This is a genomic window from Streptococcus mitis, from assembly GCF_013305725.1.
GTDB lineage: Bacteria > Bacillota > Bacilli > Lactobacillales > Streptococcaceae > Streptococcus > Streptococcus mitis_BO.
In genome coordinates, this window is the sequence record NZ_CP047883.1 from 542,372 (window position 1) to 562,228 (window position 19,857).

The 19,857-nt window shown below is 41.6% G+C and carries 12 protein-coding genes and 1 CRISPR repeat array; of the genes, 11 read left to right on the forward strand and 1 reads right to left on the reverse strand.

What is annotated here, in order from left to right; all coding sequences use genetic code 11:
• Positions 1-243: 243 nt before the first annotated feature.
• From M594_RS02830 to M594_RS02875, 10 genes are all read left to right on the forward strand, one after another.
• On the forward strand, positions 244-6,291 hold the full coding sequence (locus M594_RS02830) for a ZmpA/ZmpB/ZmpC family metallo-endopeptidase (protein ID WP_173875900.1): 6,048 nt from the start codon (positions 244-246) through the stop codon (positions 6,289-6,291).
• A gap of 152 nt (positions 6,292-6,443) precedes the next feature.
• Positions 6,444-7,136: a phosphoglycerate mutase gene (locus M594_RS02835; RefSeq protein ID WP_000240129.1), complete on the forward strand. Its 693-nt coding sequence runs from the start codon at positions 6,444-6,446 to the stop codon at positions 7,134-7,136.
• A 114-nt stretch (positions 7,137-7,250) separates the two neighbouring features.
• The gene (locus M594_RS02840) at positions 7,251-7,952 is read left to right on the forward strand and encodes an ABC transporter ATP-binding protein (RefSeq protein ID WP_173875901.1); all 702 of its coding nucleotides are present in this window, start codon (positions 7,251-7,253) and stop codon (positions 7,950-7,952) included.
• On the forward strand, positions 7,948-10,656 hold the full coding sequence (locus M594_RS02845; protein ID WP_173876734.1) for an ABC transporter permease: 2,709 nt from the start codon (positions 7,948-7,950) through the stop codon (positions 10,654-10,656). Before M594_RS02840 ends, M594_RS02845 begins: the two co-directional genes overlap by 5 nt.
• Positions 10,657-10,800: 144 nt before the next feature.
• Positions 10,801-11,070: a 30S ribosomal protein S15 gene (rpsO, locus tag M594_RS02850; protein ID WP_001018251.1), complete on the forward strand. Its 270-nt coding sequence runs from the start codon at positions 10,801-10,803 to the stop codon at positions 11,068-11,070.
• A gap of 505 nt (positions 11,071-11,575) precedes the next feature.
• Positions 11,576-11,935: direct repeats of the CRISPR family, unit length 35 nt; unit sequence GTTTTATCGGTCACAATTTTGGAGACTACAAAAAC.
• 300 nt (positions 11,936-12,235) lie between these two features.
• Positions 12,236-12,853 (forward strand): CadD family cadmium resistance transporter, encoded by a 618-nt coding sequence (locus tag M594_RS02855; RefSeq protein ID WP_173875902.1) that lies wholly within the window; start codon positions 12,236-12,238, stop codon positions 12,851-12,853.
• A gap of 234 nt (positions 12,854-13,087) precedes the next feature.
• Positions 13,088-14,134, forward strand: coding sequence for a FecCD family ABC transporter permease (locus M594_RS02860; protein ID WP_173875903.1), 1,047 nt, complete (start codon positions 13,088-13,090; stop codon positions 14,132-14,134).
• A 1-nt stretch (position 14,135) separates the two neighbouring features.
• On the forward strand, positions 14,136-14,891 hold the full coding sequence (locus M594_RS02865) for an ABC transporter ATP-binding protein (RefSeq protein WP_173226952.1): 756 nt from the start codon (positions 14,136-14,138) through the stop codon (positions 14,889-14,891).
• Between the two features lie 19 nt (positions 14,892-14,910).
• A complete protein-coding gene (locus tag M594_RS02870) occupies positions 14,911-15,921 on the forward strand; it encodes an ABC transporter substrate-binding protein (protein WP_173875904.1) in 1,011 nt (336 codons plus the stop codon).
• Positions 15,902-16,594: an alpha/beta hydrolase gene (locus M594_RS02875; protein WP_173875905.1), complete on the forward strand. Its 693-nt coding sequence runs from the start codon at positions 15,902-15,904 to the stop codon at positions 16,592-16,594. Before M594_RS02870 ends, M594_RS02875 begins: the two co-directional genes overlap by 20 nt.
• Before the next feature lie 43 nt (positions 16,595-16,637).
• Here the strand turns inward: M594_RS02875 and M594_RS02880 are convergent, their stop codons facing one another.
• Positions 16,638-17,387: a lysophospholipid acyltransferase family protein gene (locus tag M594_RS02880; RefSeq protein ID WP_045611210.1), complete on the reverse strand. Its 750-nt coding sequence runs from the start codon at positions 17,385-17,387 to the stop codon at positions 16,638-16,640.
• 132 nt (positions 17,388-17,519) lie between these two features.
• Between M594_RS02880 and M594_RS02885 the strand changes: the two genes are divergently transcribed.
• The gene (locus M594_RS02885; RefSeq protein ID WP_173875906.1) at positions 17,520-19,856 is read left to right on the forward strand and encodes a cation-translocating P-type ATPase; all 2,337 of its coding nucleotides are present in this window, start codon (positions 17,520-17,522) and stop codon (positions 19,854-19,856) included.
• The last annotated feature ends 1 nt before the right edge of the window (position 19,857 follow it).

Sequence of the window (19,857 nt, forward strand, 5' to 3'; positions counted from 1 at the left end):
ACTAATTTCCACTTTGACCAACCAAGTGGAAGTTACTTTGAGAAATTACTACTGCTCAAATGAATTGAAGAATGCTGGTACTATTTTGGGACAAGTTAGAGAATTTATAGTATAATGATGGTTGTAGATTAAATATATCAAAATATATATAGAAGTATTTTTGTTTCTTGTAAGTTTATCATAGTGAGGAAGCAAAATGCTTCTTCTATTTTGAAATGGATAAAATAATAGAGAGGATATAGAATGAAAAAGTTTTTTGGAGAGAAGCAGCATCGTTTTTCCTTACGAAAGTTGGCGATTGGTCTTGTGTCTGCTTCAATTTCGAGCTTATTTTTTGTGTCCATTGCTAGCAGTGGGACCGTATTTGCTCAAGAAAATGTATCTATTCACTACAAATATGTGACAGATACAGAGTTAAGTAAGCAAGAAAAAGACTTGATTGTAAAGGATATTCCTAAAGTGGCTGAAGATAGTGAGAGCACTTACTATCTAGTCTACCGTATGGATGAGAAAGCACAGCTAGGTCAGTTGCCTAATACAGGTGGTCACAATAATCTGGTTACCGTTTTCACTGGTGGAGCCCTCGCTTCGATTGGATTCCTTATTTTTGCTGTTTCGAGAAAGAAAGGCAAGAAGAATGCACTGTTGAAGGTTGTTTTGATAACAGGCATGGGGAGTGGCTTGCTTTCTTCGGTTCAGGCTATTGAAAATCAACTCTTACTCCAATACAATCAAGAATATCAATTATCACAAGGAGATAGTCTGCCTCTGCCACGCACCCTATCGGGTTATACTTACCTAGGCTATATTAAGCAAGACAAGAACGGTATTCTTCAAGAAACTACTGCTAGAGGTCAGAAACTAGACGATACGGTTCAACCTCATCTCCAGACCAAGAATGATGGACAAAAGTTAGGAGATGAGCAGAAAGCTCAGTCTCCAACAAGCCCTGCTGAGAAGCCAATCCCTTCTCAAGATTCATCCAATCCAAAACCGTCTGGTATTGCTAGTGTGGATCCTCAGGACGAAGTCTTGGCTGGTCGTGTGAACAAACCAGAGCTCCTATACAAAGAACAAGAGATTGAAACCAAACTAGACTTTGCTGAAGTGGTTCAAGAAAATCCAGATCTAACAGAGGGAACCATTCGTGTCAAACAAGAAGGTCGTGCTGGGAAGAAGATTGAACTTGTTCGCATTTTCACTGTTGAAAACCAAGAAATTTCCCGAGAAGTTCTCTTGACTAAGGTAGACGAAGCCTTACCACGTATAGTAGAAAAGGGAACAAAGAAGGCAGTCACTCCGAGTGAAACACCATTCTCTGCAAGAAAAGGAGAGCCAGAGTCTCAGGCTTCCTTGCCAGAATATAGAGGTGAGCAATCGGGAGCTATTGTAGCCCCAGAGACAGCTGAAAAATCAGAATATAGAGGAACTCAGTCCGGAGCAGTCGTCGAACCCGAGAAAGTAGATTCGCAACCTGAGTATCAGGGAACTCAGTCCGGTGCTATTGTCGAACCTGAGACTCAGCCTTCTTTGCCAGAATATAAAGGCGAGCAGTCTGGAGCAATCGTAGATCCTGAACAGTTGCCACCAACACCAGAGTATACAGGAAGTCAATCGGGAGCTATTGTCGAACCTGAGACTCAGCCTTCTTTGCCAGAATATAAAGGTGAGCAATCAGGAGCTGTTGTAGCCCCAGAGACAGCTGAAAAACTAGCCTATACAGGCACCCAAGCAGGAGCAGTCGTTGAACCCGAGCAAGTCGCTCCATCACCTGAGTATCAGGGAACCCAAGCTGGTGCTATCGTCGAACCGGAAAAAGTTGATCCAGAGGTTGGGGGTGTCCAGTCAGGGGCTTTGGTGGAACCAGAAACGACTGACAAACCAGCCTATACAGGCGAGCAGTCTGGAGCAATCGTAGATCCTGAACAGGTGCTACCAACACCAGAGTATACAGGAACTCAATCGGGAGCGATTGTAGCCCCTGAGACAGCCGACAAACCAGAATATAAAGGTGAGCAATCAGGAGCTATCGTTGAACCAGAACAGATACCATCGAAACCATCTTATACAGGCACCCAATCCGGAGCGATTGTTGAACCCGAACAAGTAGCTCCACAACCAGAGTACACGGGAACTCAAGCTGGGACCATCGTCGAACCAGAGACCCATGCTTCCTTACCAGAATATAAAGGTGAGCAATCAGGAGCTGTTGTAGCCCCTGAGACAGCCGACAAACCAGAATATACAGGCATCCAATCTGGAGCAATAGTCGGACCAGAACAGGCACCATCGAAACCATCTTATACAGGCACCCAATCGGGAGCAATAGTTGAACCCGAACAAGTTGCCCCTCTTCCAGAATATACTGGCAATATTGAGCAAGTAAAACCGGAAACTCCATCTGAAAAACCACAAGAAAAAGATCCAGAAAAAACACTTGAATTAAGAAATGTTTCGGATCTGGAGTTGTATAGTCAGACCAATGGTACTTACAAACAACATGTTTCTTTAGACAGTGTTCCAAGTAATATAGACACTTATTTTGTTAAGGTAAAATCGTCGTCATTCAAAGATGTCTATCTACCTGTCGCTTCAATAACTGCAGAAATAAAAAATGGACAATCCGTTTATAAAATCATAGCCAAAGCTGAGAAACTCCAGCAAGAGCTAGAGAATAAATATGTCGATAATTTCACCTTCTATCTCGCAAAAAAGGCCACAGAAGAAACAACAACCTTCACTTCCTTTAGCAACCTGGTTAAAGCTATCAACAAGAATCTCTCTGGGACCTATCATTTAGCGGCCAGCTTGAATGCTAACGAAGTGGATTTGGGACCTGATGACAGATCTTACATCAGGGGCACCTTTACTGGTCAGTTGATTGGTGAAAAAGATGGTAAGCGGTATGCTATTTACAATTTGAAAAAGCCTCTTTTTGAAAGCTTGAGAGGGGCCACAGTAGAAAAGTTAAGCCTAAAAAATGTCTCTATTTCAGGTAAAGATGATATCGGTTCGCTGGCCAATGAAGCTACGGATAACACAAAGATTAAGCAAGTTCATGTCTATGGTGTTCTGGCTGGGGAACGTGGTATCGGTGGTTTGTTGGCTAAGGCAGACCAATCAAGCATCACAGAGAGCAGTTTTAAGGGAAGAATTGTTAATACCTACGAAACGACTGCTGCATACAATATTGGTGGTCTGGTCGGTCATTTGACAGGAGGCAGAGCTTCACTGACTAAGTCAAAAGCGACAGTAGCCATTTCCTCCAACACCAATAGTTCAGATCAGACTGTTGGTGGGCTAGCAGGTCTAGTAGACCAAGATGCCTATATACAGGATAGCTATGCTGAAGGTGATATCAACAATGTCAAGCACTTTGGTAGAGTTGCGGGTGTGGCTGGATATTTGTGGGATCGAAAGACGAATGAGGAACAGCATGCAGGAAGATTGACCAATGTACTAAGTGATGTCAATGTAACCAACGGGAATGCTATTACCGGTTACCACTATAATGAAATGAAGGTGGCTAATACATTCAGCAACAAAGCTAATAGAGTCTACAATGTCACCTTGGTCAGGGAAGAAGTCGTCAGCAAAGAATCCTTTGAAGAAAGAGGAACAATGCTAGATGCTTCTGAAGTGACGAATAAAAAAGCAGAAATCAATCCTCTCACCCCTCCAACAGTGGAGCCCCTTTCAACAAGTGGTAGTAAAGAAAGTGATTTTTCTAAGGTGAAGAATTATCAAGCTCAGCGTGCCTTGGCTTATAAAAATATTGAAAAATTGCTACCTTTCTACAACAAGGCAACCATCGTCAAATACGGAAACCTAGTTAACGAGAACAGTCTTTTATATCAAAAAGAACTCTTGTCAGCAGTCATGATGAAGGATGACCAAGTCATCACAGATATTGTTTCCAACAAACAGACTGCAAACAAACTCTTGCTCCATTACCAGGATCATTCCTCTGAAACATTCCAGCTCAAGTACCAGACTGATTTTGCTAAGTTAGCAGAATATAGTCTAGGAGATACGGGGCTTCTCTATACGCCAAACCAATTCTTGTATAACCAAGAAACGATTATCCGGCAAGTCTTACCAGAATTGAAGAAGGTAAATTATCATTCAGATGCTATTAGAAACACACTTGCTATTTCACCAAAAGTGAAGCAAACCGAGCTCTATTTAGAGGAACAGTTTACTAAAACAAAGGAACATCTAGAAGACAGTCTGAGAAAACTCTTGTCAGCGGATGCTGGTCTAGTGGAAAACAATCAAGTAATGACAGGTTACATCGTAGATAAAATCAAGCGCAACAAGGAAGCCTTGCTTCTTGGTATGAGCTATTTAGAGCGTTGGTATAACTTTAGCTATGGTCAGGTTAATATTAAAGACTTGGTCTTGTATCACCTTGATTTCTTTGGTAAAGGAAATGCATCTCCGTTAGATACTTTGATTGAGTTAGGGAAATCAGGATTTAATAATCTGCTTGCTAAGAACAACGTTGATACTTATGGTATCAGTCTTGCCAGCCATCATGGAACGACAGATTTGTTTAGCACGCTAGAAAATTACCGAAAAGTCTTTTTACCAAACACTAGCAACAATGACTGGTTTAAAAAACAGACCAAAGCTTTCATTGTCGAAGAAAAATCCACTATTGCAGAGGTCAAAGTTAAGCAAGAGCAAGCAGGGACTAAGTATTCTATCGGTGTTTATGACCGAATTACTAGTAGTACTTGGAAATACCGCAATATGGTCTTGCCTCTCCTTACTTTGCCAGAAAGATCTGTATTTGTCATCTCAACCTTGTCTAGCCTAGGATTTGGGGCTTACGATCGCTACCGCAACCGTGACTATAAGGCTGGAGATGAACTCAATAAGTTTGTTGAAGAGAATGCGCGTGAAACAGCCAAGCGTCAGCGAGATCACTACGATTATTGGTATCGTATTTTAGATAATCAGGGACGTGAAAAACTCTATCGTACGATCCTGCTTTATGATGCCTATAAATTTGGTGATGATTATACTGAAGGAAAGGCTTCAACAATTGCAGACTTTGAGAATTCAAATCCTGCAATGCAACATTTCTTTGGACCAGTTGGTAACAAGGTAGTTCATAATCATCACGGTGCATACGCAACAGGAGATGGTGTCTACTATATGTCTTACCGTATGTTGGATAAGGATGGCGCTATTACGTATACCCATGAAATGACCCATGATTCCGATCAGGATATCTATCTTGGTGGCTATGGTCGAAGAAGTGGTCTTGGTCCTGAGTTCTTTGCTAAAGGTTTATTACAAGCGCCAGATCATCCAAATGATGCGACCATTACCATTAATTCAATCTTGAAACATTTAAAATCAGATAGCTTAGAAGGATCCCGTCTACAAGTCTTAGATCCGACGGAACGATTCAAAGACGCAGCCGATCTCCAGAAATACGCTCATAATATGTTTGACCTCATCTATATGTTGGAATATCTTGAAGGGCAATCAATCGTTAAGAAACTGAATGTTTCCCAGAAAATGGAAGCTCTCAGAAAAATTGAGAACAAGTATGTGAAAGATCCAGCAGATGGAAATGAGGTTTATGCCACTAACGTAGTCAAAGAATTGACAGAAGAAGAGGCTAGAAACCTAACTAACTTTGATAGTTTGATTGACCACAACATCTTATCAGCTCGTGAGTACCAGTCTGGCGACTACGAGAGAAATGGATACTATACCATTAAACTCTTTGCCCCAATCTTTTCAGCTCTCAGCAGTGAGAAAGGCACGCCAGGGGACCTTATGGGACGTCGGATCGCTTACGAACTTCTGGCTGCCAAAGGCTTTAAAGATGGTATGGTCCCATATATTTCCAACCAATATGAAGAAATTGCTAAACAAAATGGTCAGACAATCAATCTCTACGGTAAAAAGCAAGGATTAGTGACAGATAAGCTTGTCTTAGAAAAGCTATTTGGTGGTCAGTATTCATCTTGGGCAGCCTTTAAAAAAGCTATGTATCAAGAGCGCGTTGCTCAGTTTGATCATTTGAATAAAGTTACTTTTAAAGATCCGACGCAATCATGGATGAGCAATGCCACGAAAACCATTCAAAGAGTAAATGAGTTGCAAGAACTGATGGACCAAGCTGTTTTACAGGATGCGGAAGGTACGCGTTGGAGTGATTATAATCCAGAGACTGACAGTGCGGTTCATAAACTTAAGAGAGCAGTCTTTAAAGCCTACCTAGATCAAACAAATGATTTTAGAACCTCTATTTTTGCAAATAAAAAGTAATGAATTATAGAAGTTCCTAATCAGGATGAGAGGACTTTACTTCCTGACTGTCAGAACTTATCGATTTTAACTAGCTTTTTTGTGAAAAATTGTGTAAAATAGAATAGATAAACGAGGGGAAACCTCGGAAAATTTAAAGGAGAATCCATCTAATGGTAAAATTGGTTTTTGCTCGCCACGGTGAGTCTGAATGGAACAAAGCTAACCTTTTCACTGGTTGGGCTGATGTTGATTTGTCTGAAAAAGGTACACAACAAGCGATTGACGCTGGTAAATTGATCAAAGAAGCTGGTATCGAATTTGACCAAGCTTACACTTCAGTATTGAAACGTGCGATCAAAACAACTAACTTGGCTCTTGAAGCTTCTGACCAATTGTGGGTTCCAGTTGAAAAATCATGGCGTTTGAACGAACGTCACTACGGTGGTTTGACTGGTAAAAACAAGGCTGAAGCTGCTGAACAATTTGGTGATGAGCAAGTTCACATCTGGCGTCGTTCATACGATGTATTGCCTCCAAACATGGATCGTGATGATGAGCATTCAGCTCACACTGACCGTCGTTACGCTTCACTTGACGATTCAGTTATTCCAGATGCTGAAAACTTGAAAGTGACTTTGGAACGTGCCCTACCATTCTGGGAAGATAAAATCGCTCCAGCTCTTAAAGATGGTAAAAACGTATTCGTAGGAGCTCACGGTAACTCAATCCGTGCCCTTGTAAAACACATCAAAGGTTTGTCAGATGACGAGATCATGGACGTGGAAATCCCTAACTTCCCACCATTGGTATTCGAATTCGATGAAAAATTGAACGTAGTTTCTGAATACTACCTTGGAAAATAATTTGTAAAAAGAAAGCCTAGGAATACCTAGGTTTTTCTTTTTATTCTAGTATCCAACTCTTCGAAAAAGCGTTATAATGATATTAAGAAGTAGTTAAAGAAAGTGAGGTTGATAATGGCTTATATTGAGATGAAACATTGTTACAAGCGTTATCAGGTTGGGGAGACGGATATTGTGGCCAATCGTGATGTGAATTTTGAGATTGAAAAGGGTGAATTGGTCATTATTCTAGGTGCATCTGGTGCAGGCAAGTCAACGGTTCTTAATCTTCTTGGGGGAATGGATACCAATGACGAGGGGGAAATCTGGATTGATGGTGCCAATATTGCAGACTACAATTCCCACCAGAGAACCAATTACCGCCGCAATGATGTCGGTTTTGTTTTTCAGTTTTATAATCTAGTTTCCAATCTAACCGCTAAGGAAAATGTGGAATTGGCCTCAGAAATCGTGATGGATGCCTTGAATCCTGAGCAAGTTTTGACAGATGTAGGTCTGGCTCATCGTCTCAATAACTTTCCAGCCCAGCTTTCTGGAGGGGAGCAACAGCGAGTCTCCATTGCACGCGCGGTAGCTAAAAATCCTAAAATTCTCCTTTGTGATGAACCAACTGGAGCCTTGGATTATCAGACAGGCAAGCAAGTCTTGAAGATTCTCCAAGACATGTCTCGTCAAAAGGGAGCGACGGTAATCATCGTGACTCACAATAGCTCGCTAGCTCCTATCGCAGATCGGGTGATTCACATGCGTGATGCCACTGTTATGAGAGTAACAATCAATGCGCATCCACAGGCTATCGATACATTGGAGTATTAGCATGAAAAAAACATACCGAAAAGACTTGCTCCAGTCGGTGACTGCTTCCAAGGGACGCTTTGCTTCTATCTTGACCTTGATGATGCTGGGTTCTTTAGCCCTAGTTGGCCTCAAAGTGGCCAGTCCAAACATGGAACGTACTGCAGAAGATTATCTCCGTAAAGGAAATACCTTGGATCTGGCCGTGATAGCTGATTATGGCTTGGATAAAAAGGATCAAGACGAACTAAAGACCCTTCAAGGAGCAAGTGTTGAGTTTGGCTATATGGCAGACCTAACCGTTGAAAATAGTGAAGAAGCGGTTCGACTTTATTCTAAGCCAGAGGGAATTTCAACTTTTCAAGTGACAGAAGGGCGACTGCCAGAAGCTGATGAGGAAATTGCCTTGGCAGATTTCTGGAAAGACCGCTATCAGATTGGGCAAACTATCACCTTTAGCAAGAAAGAAGAAGGGAAGACCGTCATAAAATCCCAATCTTTCACCATTACTGGATTTGTTCAGTCGGGTGAGATGCTTTCTCAAGAAGACTTGGGAGGGGCTAGTAGTGGAAATGGAAGCTTGACTGGTTATGGAGTGATTGTAGCTAGTCAGTTTGATACAGAAGTGTACAGTATTGCGCGTGTGCGCTATGATGATTTAAAAAATTTGGATGCTTTTTCATCAGACTATAGAAGCAAACGAGATCAACATCAGGAAGCATTGCAAGACTTGCTGGCTGATAATGGTCAAAAAAGATTGGCAAGTATCAAAGCAAATGGGCAAAAGAGCTTGGATGATGGAAAAGAGCAGCTCCAAACAGCTGAAAGTAACCTTCAAAAAGGCAAGAGTCAGTTAGAACAGGCTGAAAGTCGATTGAAAACTCAAGAAGAACAAGTGACCGCTTTTCCTGAGCCTCAAAAGAGTCAAGCCAAGGAGCAATTGACAAAATCTAAGAAAGAATTGGCTACAGAAAAAGAAAAAATGGCTCAGACAGAGAGTAATCTAGACAAGGAAAAAGAGAAGCTTGAACAACGACAGAAAGAGCTTGATGAACTGGCAGAGCCTACTTACCATGTATACAACCGCCAAACCATGCCAGGTGGTCAAGGCTATCTCATGTACAGTAACGCTTCAGCAAGCATTCGTTCCGTCGGGAATATCTTCCCCGTGGTGCTTTATATGGTCGCTGCAATGGTGGCCTTTACAACGATGACTCGCTTTGTAGATGAAGAACGCACCAATGCTGGTATTTTTAAGGCTCTAGGTTACCGAAATCGAGATATAGTTGCCAAGTTTGTTCTCTATGGTTTTCTTGCAGGAACTGTAGGTACTATCTTAGGAACACTTCTAGGACATTATCTCCTTGCAGGAGTGATTTCAGATGTTATAACTGCTGGGATGGTCGTTGGAAAAAGCCAGGAGTATTTTTACTGGTCTTATAGCCTCTTTGCCCTAACCTTAAGTTGGGTATCCAGTGTTTTGCCGGCTTATCTGGTGGCACGGAGGGAATTACACGATGAAGCAGCCCAACTCTTGCTTCCCAAACCTCCCGTTAAAGGATCAAAGATTTTGCTGGAACGGTTGAGCTTTATATGGAGTCGTTTGAGCTTCACTCATAAGGTTACTGCGCGAAATATTTTCCGTTATAAGCAACGGATGTTGATGACCATTTTTGGAGTTGCGGGTTCGGTTGCTCTCCTATTTGCAGGTCTTGGCATTCAGTCTTCTGTGGGAGGAGTTGTCGAGCGTCAATTTGAACAAATCCAGCAATACCAGATGATTGTAGCGGAAAAGAGCAGTGTAACGGAGCAAGAAAAAGTAGACCTAGAAAGTGCCTTGCAATCTGAGTCTATCCATGCTTATCAAAAAATTTACTCTAAATCCATTGAAAAAGATTTCAAAGGAAAAACAGGACTTCAGACTATCACCATAATGGTCACAAGCCGAGAAAATTTCAAACCCTTTATCGCACTAGAGGAAAATGGCCAAGAGGTGCAGGTCACAGATGGAGCAGTCGTAAGTCAAAAACTAGCTCAACTAGCAGGTGTTACGGTTGGAGATAAGCTGGAGCTTGATGGAAAAGAAATCAAGGTATCGGCTATTTCTGAAAACTATGTTGGACACTTTGTTTATCTCAACCGAGCGACATACGAACAAGTCTACGGTACCAGTCCACAAGACAATACCTACCTAGTAAAATTAAAAGAGCCAACACCATCCAATACGGAGAAAGAAGCTGCGGCCTTTATGAAAAAAACTGCTGTTTCTGGGGTGGTCCAAAATGCAACGGCTATCCACCTCTTTGAATCTGTAGCCAATTCTCTCAATAAAACCATGGCAATCCTTATCCTTGTTTCCGTCTTGCTAGCCATTGTCATTCTTTACAATCTCACCAATATCAATGTGGCAGAACGTATCCGTGAACTTTCGACCATCAAGGTTCTCGGTTTCCATAATAAAGAAGTGACCCTCTATATCTACCGCGAGACCATGGTGCTGTCTTTTGTGGGGATTGTTCTCGGTTTGGTGGCCGGCTACTATTTACATCAATTTTTGATTCAAATGATCTCACCTGCCACCATACTTTTTTATCCACGAGTCAGCTGGGAAGTCTATGCTCTTCCAATCGTCGCAGTGACTGTGATATTAGCCTTACTGGGTCTCTTTGTCAATCATCACTTGAGAAAGGTGGATATGCTTGAAGCTCTGAAATCAGTAGAGTAGGTCAAGTTTTTAAACAGTAAATCAGTTGACAAAGTCTCTGCTTCTTGGTAGAATAAGAACTGTCGTAAAGACAAATAACTTCTTCTTGGTTGCAGGCATGCCAACCTGTCACTCGGATGAAGCCAAATAAAAAGGAGAAACATCATGGCAATCTCAAAAGAGAAAAAAAATGAAATCATCGCACAATATGCACGTCACGAAGGTGATACAGGTTCAGTAGAGGTTCAAGTTGCTGTCCTTACTTGGGAAATCAACCACCTTAACGAACACATCAAACAACACAAAAAAGACCACGCTACTTACCGTGGATTGATGAAAAAAATCGGTCGCCGTCGTAACTTGCTTGCATACTTGCGTAAAAACGACGTTAACCGTTACCGTGAGTTGATCAACTCTCTAGGACTTCGTCGCTAATTCAAGATACAAAGGCCGTCAAAAGCACAAAGCAAAAATAGGAAAATTGACGAAGAAACTTCAGTTTCTAGGAGATTTTATCTTTTTTGCCAAGTGCTTAGGCCGTGTTCAATTGAGCATATCTTGATAATGAAGCTACTCTAAAATGGGTAGCTTTTTTACTTTTGTCACCTTACCTTGGTATGATCAAGTATTATCTTTGGTTACGGTTCCTAGCACTGTAAGGTAAAATAAACCAGAATGATTTCCCTTCGGGGAGATTTTTTTGTTTCACTAAAAATTTTGTACAATCTTCGGCTTGTCGCCTAGTCTATAAACGTTTTATACAGCAAGAATAAAGCTTTCTGATTTCAGAGAGCTTTTTGTTTTTATCCGCTTGCTTAGGCCGTGTTCAATTGAGCATATCTTGATAATGAAGCTACTCTAAATTGGGTAGCTTTTTTGTATGGATTTTATCCCAATCTCAAATCAGCTCTCTAATTTTCAGAGGGCTTTTTTTATTGAGGTTTTATCGGTCACAATTTTGGAGACTACAAAAACTGCGGCGACGAAGTATGGAACAGTTTATGTGTTTTATCGGTCACAATTTTGGAGACTACAAAAACTTCTGGTCGTCCAGAGAAGTTACGAGCAAAGTTTTATCGGTCACAATTTTGGAGACTACAAAAACTTACAGTCACACCCATTAGTGTCAAACTGAGTTTTATCGGTCACAATTTTGGAGACTACAAAAACTTGCTTTTTCATCTCTTAAATTATTTTCTAGTTTTATCGGTCACAATTTTGGAGACTACAAAAACTATCGGTCGAGCACAGTTATCTCAGACATCGTTTTATCGGTCACAATTTTGGAGACTACAAAAACCTCAAATGGTATCAGCTAATGACACCATAAAGGTGCGTAGCTACTCGGCTTTTCAAGCCGAGTAGCTGTCTGCAAGCCCCTTCGGAGAGCCCACACTTTACGAAGTAAAGTATAGTATGTTATACTTTACATGGAAGTGGTCACCGAATTCCAGTTAGAAATTACTTTGTAACTACGTTTTGAGGAGGAGTAAAATGCTTTCCTATGTTCGACATTACCCACTAGCGATAGCTAAATTAATGTGTCTGTGCTCTCCTAAAATCTGCTGATTTATTACTGACCAATACAGGAGGTTTTTTTATGGGACAGACAATCATATCTGCTATTGGTGTTTATATTTCCACCAGTATCGATTATTTAATTATTTTATTTATTTTATTTGCACAGCTATCACAGAATAAACAAAAGTGGCATATTTATGCGGGTCAATATCTAGGCACAGGCTTACTTGTAGGGGCGAGTTTAGTTGCTGCTTATGTCGTTAATTTCGTACCTGAAGAATGGATGGTTGGATTGCTTGGTTTAATCCCTATCTATTTAGGGATTCGCTTTGCAATTGTTGGAGAAGGTGAGGAAGAGGAAGAAGAGGAAGAAATTATTGAAAGATTAGAAAAAAGCAAGGCAAATCAACTGTTTTGGACAGTTACATTGCTGACAATTGCGTCTGGCGGAGATAATTTAGGTATCTATATACCTTATTTTGCTTCGTTAGATTGGTCACAGACCCTCGTGGCGTTGCTTGTGTTTGTAATCGGCATAATTATCTTATGCGAGATTAGTCGGGTGTTATCCTCTATTCCGTTAATATTCGAGACAGTTGAAAAATACGAGCGAATCATTGTGCCCTTAGTATTCATTCTACTTGGACTATACATCATGTATGAAAATGGCACGATAGAGACTTTTCTGATCGTGTAGATTTTTTTGTTTCACTAGGATTTTAGCCCGGGCTCAAATCAGCTCTCTGATTTTCAGAGGGCTTTTTATGTTGTCACCTTACATCGATATGCTCAAGTATAAATTTCGGTTACGGTTCTTAGCACTGTAAAACCAACTATATTCATTTTTCTCAGCTTGTTACATAGTTAAAAATATGGTATACTTTTCATGAGAATTTTCTAAATTTTTAAGATTCTATCAAAGGAGGTTTGCATGCTTTCCAAATTTTCTGGAAGCCGACAAGACCAGCAATTTGTGTTACTTTTAGTTATTTTGCTAGGTATTTTAGGGATTTCTCTTTTTCTAGCAGTTTCAATGGGATCTGTTGCGATTGATCTAGGAGATACCTATCGGATTATTTTGAGCAGGTTAGGATTTTCTCTTGAGATAGGAGAGGTTTCCAAGTCTACTCTTGCCATTGTATGGAACATGAGATTCCCCCGAGTATTGTTAGGTCTGATAGTAGGAGCAGGCCTTTCTATGTGTGGTAGCGTGATGCAGTCTACAGTGAACAATCCCATCGCAGAGCCTTATGTCTTAGGAATATCTGCGGGTGCAACTCTAGGTGCAACCTTGAGCATCATTTTTGGTTTAAAAGTGATGATTAGCCTTGGAGCTTTTCTTGGAGCTATTTTGGCAACAATTGCTGTCCTCATCATTGCCTCTATGCAGGGAAGGATGACGACTTCCAGTCTGATTTTATCAGGAACGGTGGTCAACGCTCTCTTTCTGGCTTTTTCAAACTTTATTATCTCAGTTGGCGCTAATGCGGATAGTGTGATGACCATTAAGTTTTGGACCATGGGTTCGCTCGCTGGGACTTCTTGGGCAGACTTGGTCCTGCCAACTATAGTAGTAGGAATAGCCTTTCTATTTTTCTCTACTCAGTATCGTGTTTTCAATGCGATGATGATGGGAGATGAGGCTGCTTTAACTTTGGGGATTCCCTTACGCTTTTATTGGTATCTTTATGTGACAATGGTGGCTGTGCTGACAGCAGTCTTGGTGGCAACCTGTGGGATTATTGGATTTGTCGGTCTGATTACTCCACATTTAGCTCGAGGGTTAGTAGGAACGAATTACAAGAGGCTTTTTCCTGTTGCAACCTTGCTAGGTGCCCTCTTTGTCATTTGGGCAGACGTACTCTCTCGTATCGTCATTCCAAACGCAGAGCTTCCTATTGGTATTTTCACAGCCTTGGTAGGTGCTCCCTTCTTTATCTACATTGTTGGAGGTAGGCGAAGGGAGGTGAGGATCTGATATGGACTTGATTTGTCAGGATATCCATTTTGGACTAGGAGAGAAAAAAATCCTTAAAGGAGTCTCTCTTAAGGTTAAAGGGAATCAATTTCACACGATATTAGGACCAAATGGAAGTGGAAAAACCAGTCTACTTAAACTCCTCTATCGTCAGGAAAAGGCGGACAAAGGTTTGATAAGCCTAGATGGAAAGCCTCTGGAACAATGGATGCTCAAAGAAACAGCCAAGCAAATGGCAGTTGTGACCCAGTTTAATCAACTGCAGTTTGATTGTACAGTTGAAGAAATCGTCTTGCTGGGAAGAACTCCCCACCTCTCTTTTTTACAGAAGGAAAGGGAAAGAGATTTTACACTCGTTCAAGATGCCCTCGTTAAGGTGGATATGCTCGAGAAGAAAACTCGTCTCTATTCGTCTCTGTCAGGGGGAGAAAAACAGCGAGTCTTACTAGCCCGCGCCTTGGCGCAAGAACCGACTCTTTTACTCCTAGACGAACCAACCAATCACCTGGATATCAGGTATCAGCTAGACTTGTTGGCCATTGTGAAAAATCTCAAGGTCAATGTTCTAGCTGTCCTACATGATATTCAACTTGCTTGTCGCTATTCGGATTATCTCTATTTGATGAAAGAGGGAGAAATCCTTTACCAAGGTACTCCAAAGGAGACCATCACCCCTGAGTCATTGCAAACTGTATATGGAGTTCAAAGTCAGGTGACTTGGACCGAGGATCAGCAAGCTATGATTCACTATTTATAAGAATGAAAAGGAAAACAAGATGAAAAAAACACTCAGTATTTTACTCGTGACAGTAGCTACCTTAACTTTGGCAGCTTGTGGTAACACTACTACAGAAAAAGCTACCACACAGTCTAGCACAGAAACAAGTCAAAAGGCGAGCACAGAGACGACTTATCCACTAACGGTCAAAACCTATGACGCGAAAGGGAATGAAGTCGAACAAGTCTTTGGCAAGGTACCTGAAAAAGTTATCACCAACAATCTTTCAACCACTGAAATCTTATTGGAGTTGGGGTTGAAGGATAAAATTGTTGGCATGCTCAATCCAGACAATGCTGTGACGGACAAATACAAGGATGCGATTGCGACTATTCCTCAAATTGGGGATAAAAAAACAGTCTCACAAGAGACAGTCCTTTCTTATGAGCCAGACGCTGTGATGGGTCGAAATATGATGTTTTCTGAAAAATCCTTGGGGACAGTTAGCACTTGGAATGAAAACAAAATCCCAGTTTATACTCAAAAAGCTTCTCTCTCAACAATTCAGCAAGATTTGGGGAATATCGTAGAAGATGTCAAAAATCTGGGAATGATTTTTAATGTTCAGGACAAGGCCAATGAATACGCAGCCCAATTACAAACTAAAATTGACGTTGTTAAGAAAGCAAACACAGTAAGTCAAGGTGAAAAGAAAAAGGCTTTGATTATGGTTGCTTATAATGATGAAACCTTCGGTGCCTACAAGTCTGCTTTGCAAGAAAGTTTGTTGAACCAACTTGGTTATACAAACGTTGCTACGGGGACATCAGGCTTGACCTTGGAAAATCTCGTGTCAATGGATCCTGAATTGATTATCTATGTAACCAGCGACCGCAATAAAAAATTGGATGAAAAAGCAGTAGAGTTGATGAAGGCAAATGCTGTTTTGGAAAGCGTTCCTGCTATTAAGAATCAAAAGATCATGACCATCTCTTACGATGAGTTGATGGATTATGGTCCAGCAGTGATTGATTCCCTTGAGAAAATCAATGACTTTATCAATAAATAATGAGTTTGATTGGGAAGGAATCCAAGTCAAGGTCAGCCTTCCTTCGATCTATGATCCCAATCAAACCTATCCAGTTATTCTCTTGAATGATGGAAACTTGGATTTTCTATCTTCCCTTTCCGAATCTGTGATTTTAGTGGGCTTGACCTCTAAAAATCGCCTAGACGACTACACTCCCTGGAAGGCATCTGCTCTGAGAGATAGGGCTCCAAATTTTGGTGGTCAGGCAAATGCCTATCATGGTCATTTATTTGGTGGTCTTTTAGACAGGTTGCAGTCGCTTTATCGCCTGGACAAAAATCGCCTTGCCTATGGGGGTTACTCACTAGGTGGTTTGGTGGCAGTCTACAGTCTTTTCAGCTTTGACAAGGTTTCCTGTGTCTTCTCCATCTGCGGTTCCTTTTGGTATCCTGATTTTGTGACTTACTGCAAGGCAGAGACAGTGAAAAATCTAGACTGTTTGCTGTATTTACAGAATGGTCAATCAGAAGGAGCATACCATACTAATCGCTTGGCTCAAGCACCAGTCTATGCTGAGCAGATTCATACCAGTCTTCAGAAATGCTATCCGAACGGTCAGTTTGTCTTTGACCCTTATGGACACCATGAACAAGTGGCTGAACGATTTTTAGCCTTTTCTAGCTGGTTGGCCCAAAAATGGAAAATCGAATAAAAGAGTTATCCCTTGGCTTTTGCCAAGGGATTGTTGTATTTGTTTAACCAAGGTTTTCTCTCTTTTTATCTGGATTCCATACGAAGCTCGCGATAAAGCTAAAGATGATAGTTAGGATAGCGAGGATAATGGCAAGGATGAGGGCAGGGATGCGGATAAACCACCAGAGTGGGTTTGGTTTTTTATCATTGTGCCATTGTTTCGTTTCTTGGTCCAGACGTTGGAATTCTGTTTGGATACGATTGGCGACTGTTTCAATGCCTTCATCATTCATTTTCTTGATATCTGAGATATCGATTGGATTTCCAAAGTTCATATCGACACGTTCACGGCTAACTAAGCCCTTCAAAGTCATGGGACCTGTGTAGGTAACCGGCATGATACGTACCTTGGCCATTTTGGCAATCAGGGCAACTCCACCCTTGACATCGTTTGAGTGACGGCTCCCACTTGGAAACATGATGAGAGAGCGGTCACTTTTTTTGAGGACATTGATAGGATATTTGATGGCTGAAGCACTAGGATTTTCACGGTCGATAGGAAAGGCCCCACACATACGAATCCACCAACCAAAGATACGGTTGGTAAAGAGCTCTTTTTTTGCCATAAAGATAAATTGTTTTGGCTTGGTCGCAAAGGCCATGTAAACAGGATCCCACCAGGTACGGTGTGGCGCAACCAGAATATAATTTTCATCTTGATTAGGAATTTTATCAGTATTATGATAATGGGCATTGCCATTGATGGACCATAGGAGCAAGACAACCAATCCACGTAAATAAGTATAAAACATGCGATCTCCTTCGATTCTTTTCTTGTTATTATTATACCTTATCAAAGGAGGGCTGGCAAACTTTTCCCTTGACTAGGTGCATATTTGGGATGAGATTAGAATTCTTTTAGAAAAAATGATATGATAGAATTTATGGATAAAAATAAGATTATGGGATTAACCCAAAGAGAAGTCAAGGAAAGACAGGCTAAGGGCTTGGTCAATGATTTTACTGCATCGGCCAGTACTAGCACTTGGCAAATCGTTAAACGAAATGTCTTTACCCTTTTTAACGCTTTGAACTTTGCCATTGCTTTGGCACTTGCCTTTGTGCAGGCTTGGAGCAATCTGGTCTTCTTTGCCGTTATCTGCTTTAACGCTTTTTCTGGAATTGTGACCGAGTTGCGGGCTAAACACATGGTGGACAAGCTCAATCTCATGACCAAGGAAAAGGTTAAGACTATTCGTGATGGCCAAGAAGTGGCTCTGAATCCTGAAGAATTGGTGTTAGGAGATGTCATTCGTTTGTCTGCTGGAGAGCAAATTCCCAGTGATGCCTTGGTTTTGGAAGGCTTTGCGGAAGTCAATGAAGCCATGTTAACGGGGGAAAGTGATTTGGTGCAAAAGGAAGTGGATGCCTTGCTTTTGTCAGGAAGTTTCTTGGCCAGTGGGTCAGTTTTAGCTCAAGTTCACCATGTAGGTGCAGACAACTATGCTGCCAAACTTATGCTGGAAGCCAAAACAGTGAAACCCATCAACTCCCGTATCATGAAATCGCTGGATAAACTAGCCGGTTTTACTGGGAAGATTATCATTCCCTTTGGTCTAGCTCTCTTGCTAGAAGCCTTGCTTTTAAAAGGCTTGCCTCTCAAGTCGTCCGTTGTAAATTCATCGACAGCTCTTTTGGGAATGTTGCCTAAGGGAATCGCCCTTTTGACCATTACTTCGCTCTTGACTGCGGTGATTAAGCTGGGCTTGAAAAAGGTTTTGGTGCAGGAGATGTATTCTGTTGAGACCTTGGCACGCGTGGATATGCTCTGTTTGGACAAGACGGGCACCATCACCCAAGGAAAGATGCAGGTGGAGGCTGTTCTTCCTTTGACCGAAGAGTATGGAGAGTCAGCGCTTGCTAGCATCTTGGCCAGCTATATAGCCCATAGTGAGGATAAAAATCCAACAGCTCAAGCTATTCGAAAGCGTTTTGTGGGAGAAGTTACTTATCCTATGATTTCGAATCTCCCCTTCTCGAGCGACCGCAAGTGGGGAGCTATGGAGTTAGAAGGTTTGGGAACAGTTTTCTTAGGGGCGCCTGAGATGTTGCTGGCTTCTGAGGTCCCAGAAGCCAGAGAGGCCTTGGAGAGAGGTTCACGTGTCTTGGTCTTAGCTCTCAGTCAGGAGAAATTAGACCATCACAAACCACAAAAACCATCTGATATTCAGGCTCTAGCCTTGCTGGAAATCTTGGACCCGATTCGAGAGGGAGCAGCAGAGACGCTGGACTATCTCCGTTCTCAGGAAGTGGGGCTCAAGATTATCTCTGGTGATAATCCAGTCACTGTTTCAAGTATTGCCCAAAAAGCAGGTTTTGTAGACTATCAGAGCTATGTAGATTGTTCGAAAATTACGGATGAGGAATTGGTTGCTATGGCTGAGGATACAGCTATTTTCGGACGTGTTTCCCCTCATCAAAAGAAACTCATCATTCAAACACTGAAAAAAGCGGGGCATACAACAGCTATGACAGGGGATGGAGTTAATGATATCCTGGCTCTTCGTGAGGCAGATTGTTCTATCGTGATGTCTGAGGGAGACCCAGCGACTCGTCAGATTGCCAATCTGGTTCTCTTGAACTCAGACTTTAATGATGTTCCTGAGATTCTCTTCGAGGGTCGTCGTGTAGTCAATAACATTGCCCACATCGCCCCGATTTTCTTGATAAAGACCATCTATTCTTTCTTGCTCGCAGTTATCTGTATCGTCAGTGCTTTACTAGGTCGATCTGAGTGGATCTTGATTTTCCCCTTCATTCCAATCCAGATTACCATGATTGACCAGTTTGTGGAAGGTTTCCCACCATTCGTTCTGACTTTTGAGCGAAATATCAAACCTGTCGAGCCAAACTTCCTCAGAAGATCCATGCTTCGTGCTCTACCAAGCGCTCTCATGGTCGTCTTCAGCGTCCTGTTTGTGAAAATATTTGGAAGTAGTCAAGGTTGGTCTGAGTTAGAAATCTCAACCCTACTCTATTATCTCTTGGGGTCAATTGGTTTCTTATCTGTATTTAGAGCCTGCATGCCATTTACCCTATGGCGTGTCCTCTTGATTGTTTGGTCAGTAGGTGGTTTCCTGGCTACGGCTCTTTTCCCGAGAATTCAAAAACTGCTTGAAATTTCAACCTTAACAGGACAAACTTTACCTGTTTATGGTGTCATGATGTTGGTCTTTACCGTAATTTTCATCCTGACTAGTCGCTATCAAGCCAGAAAATAAA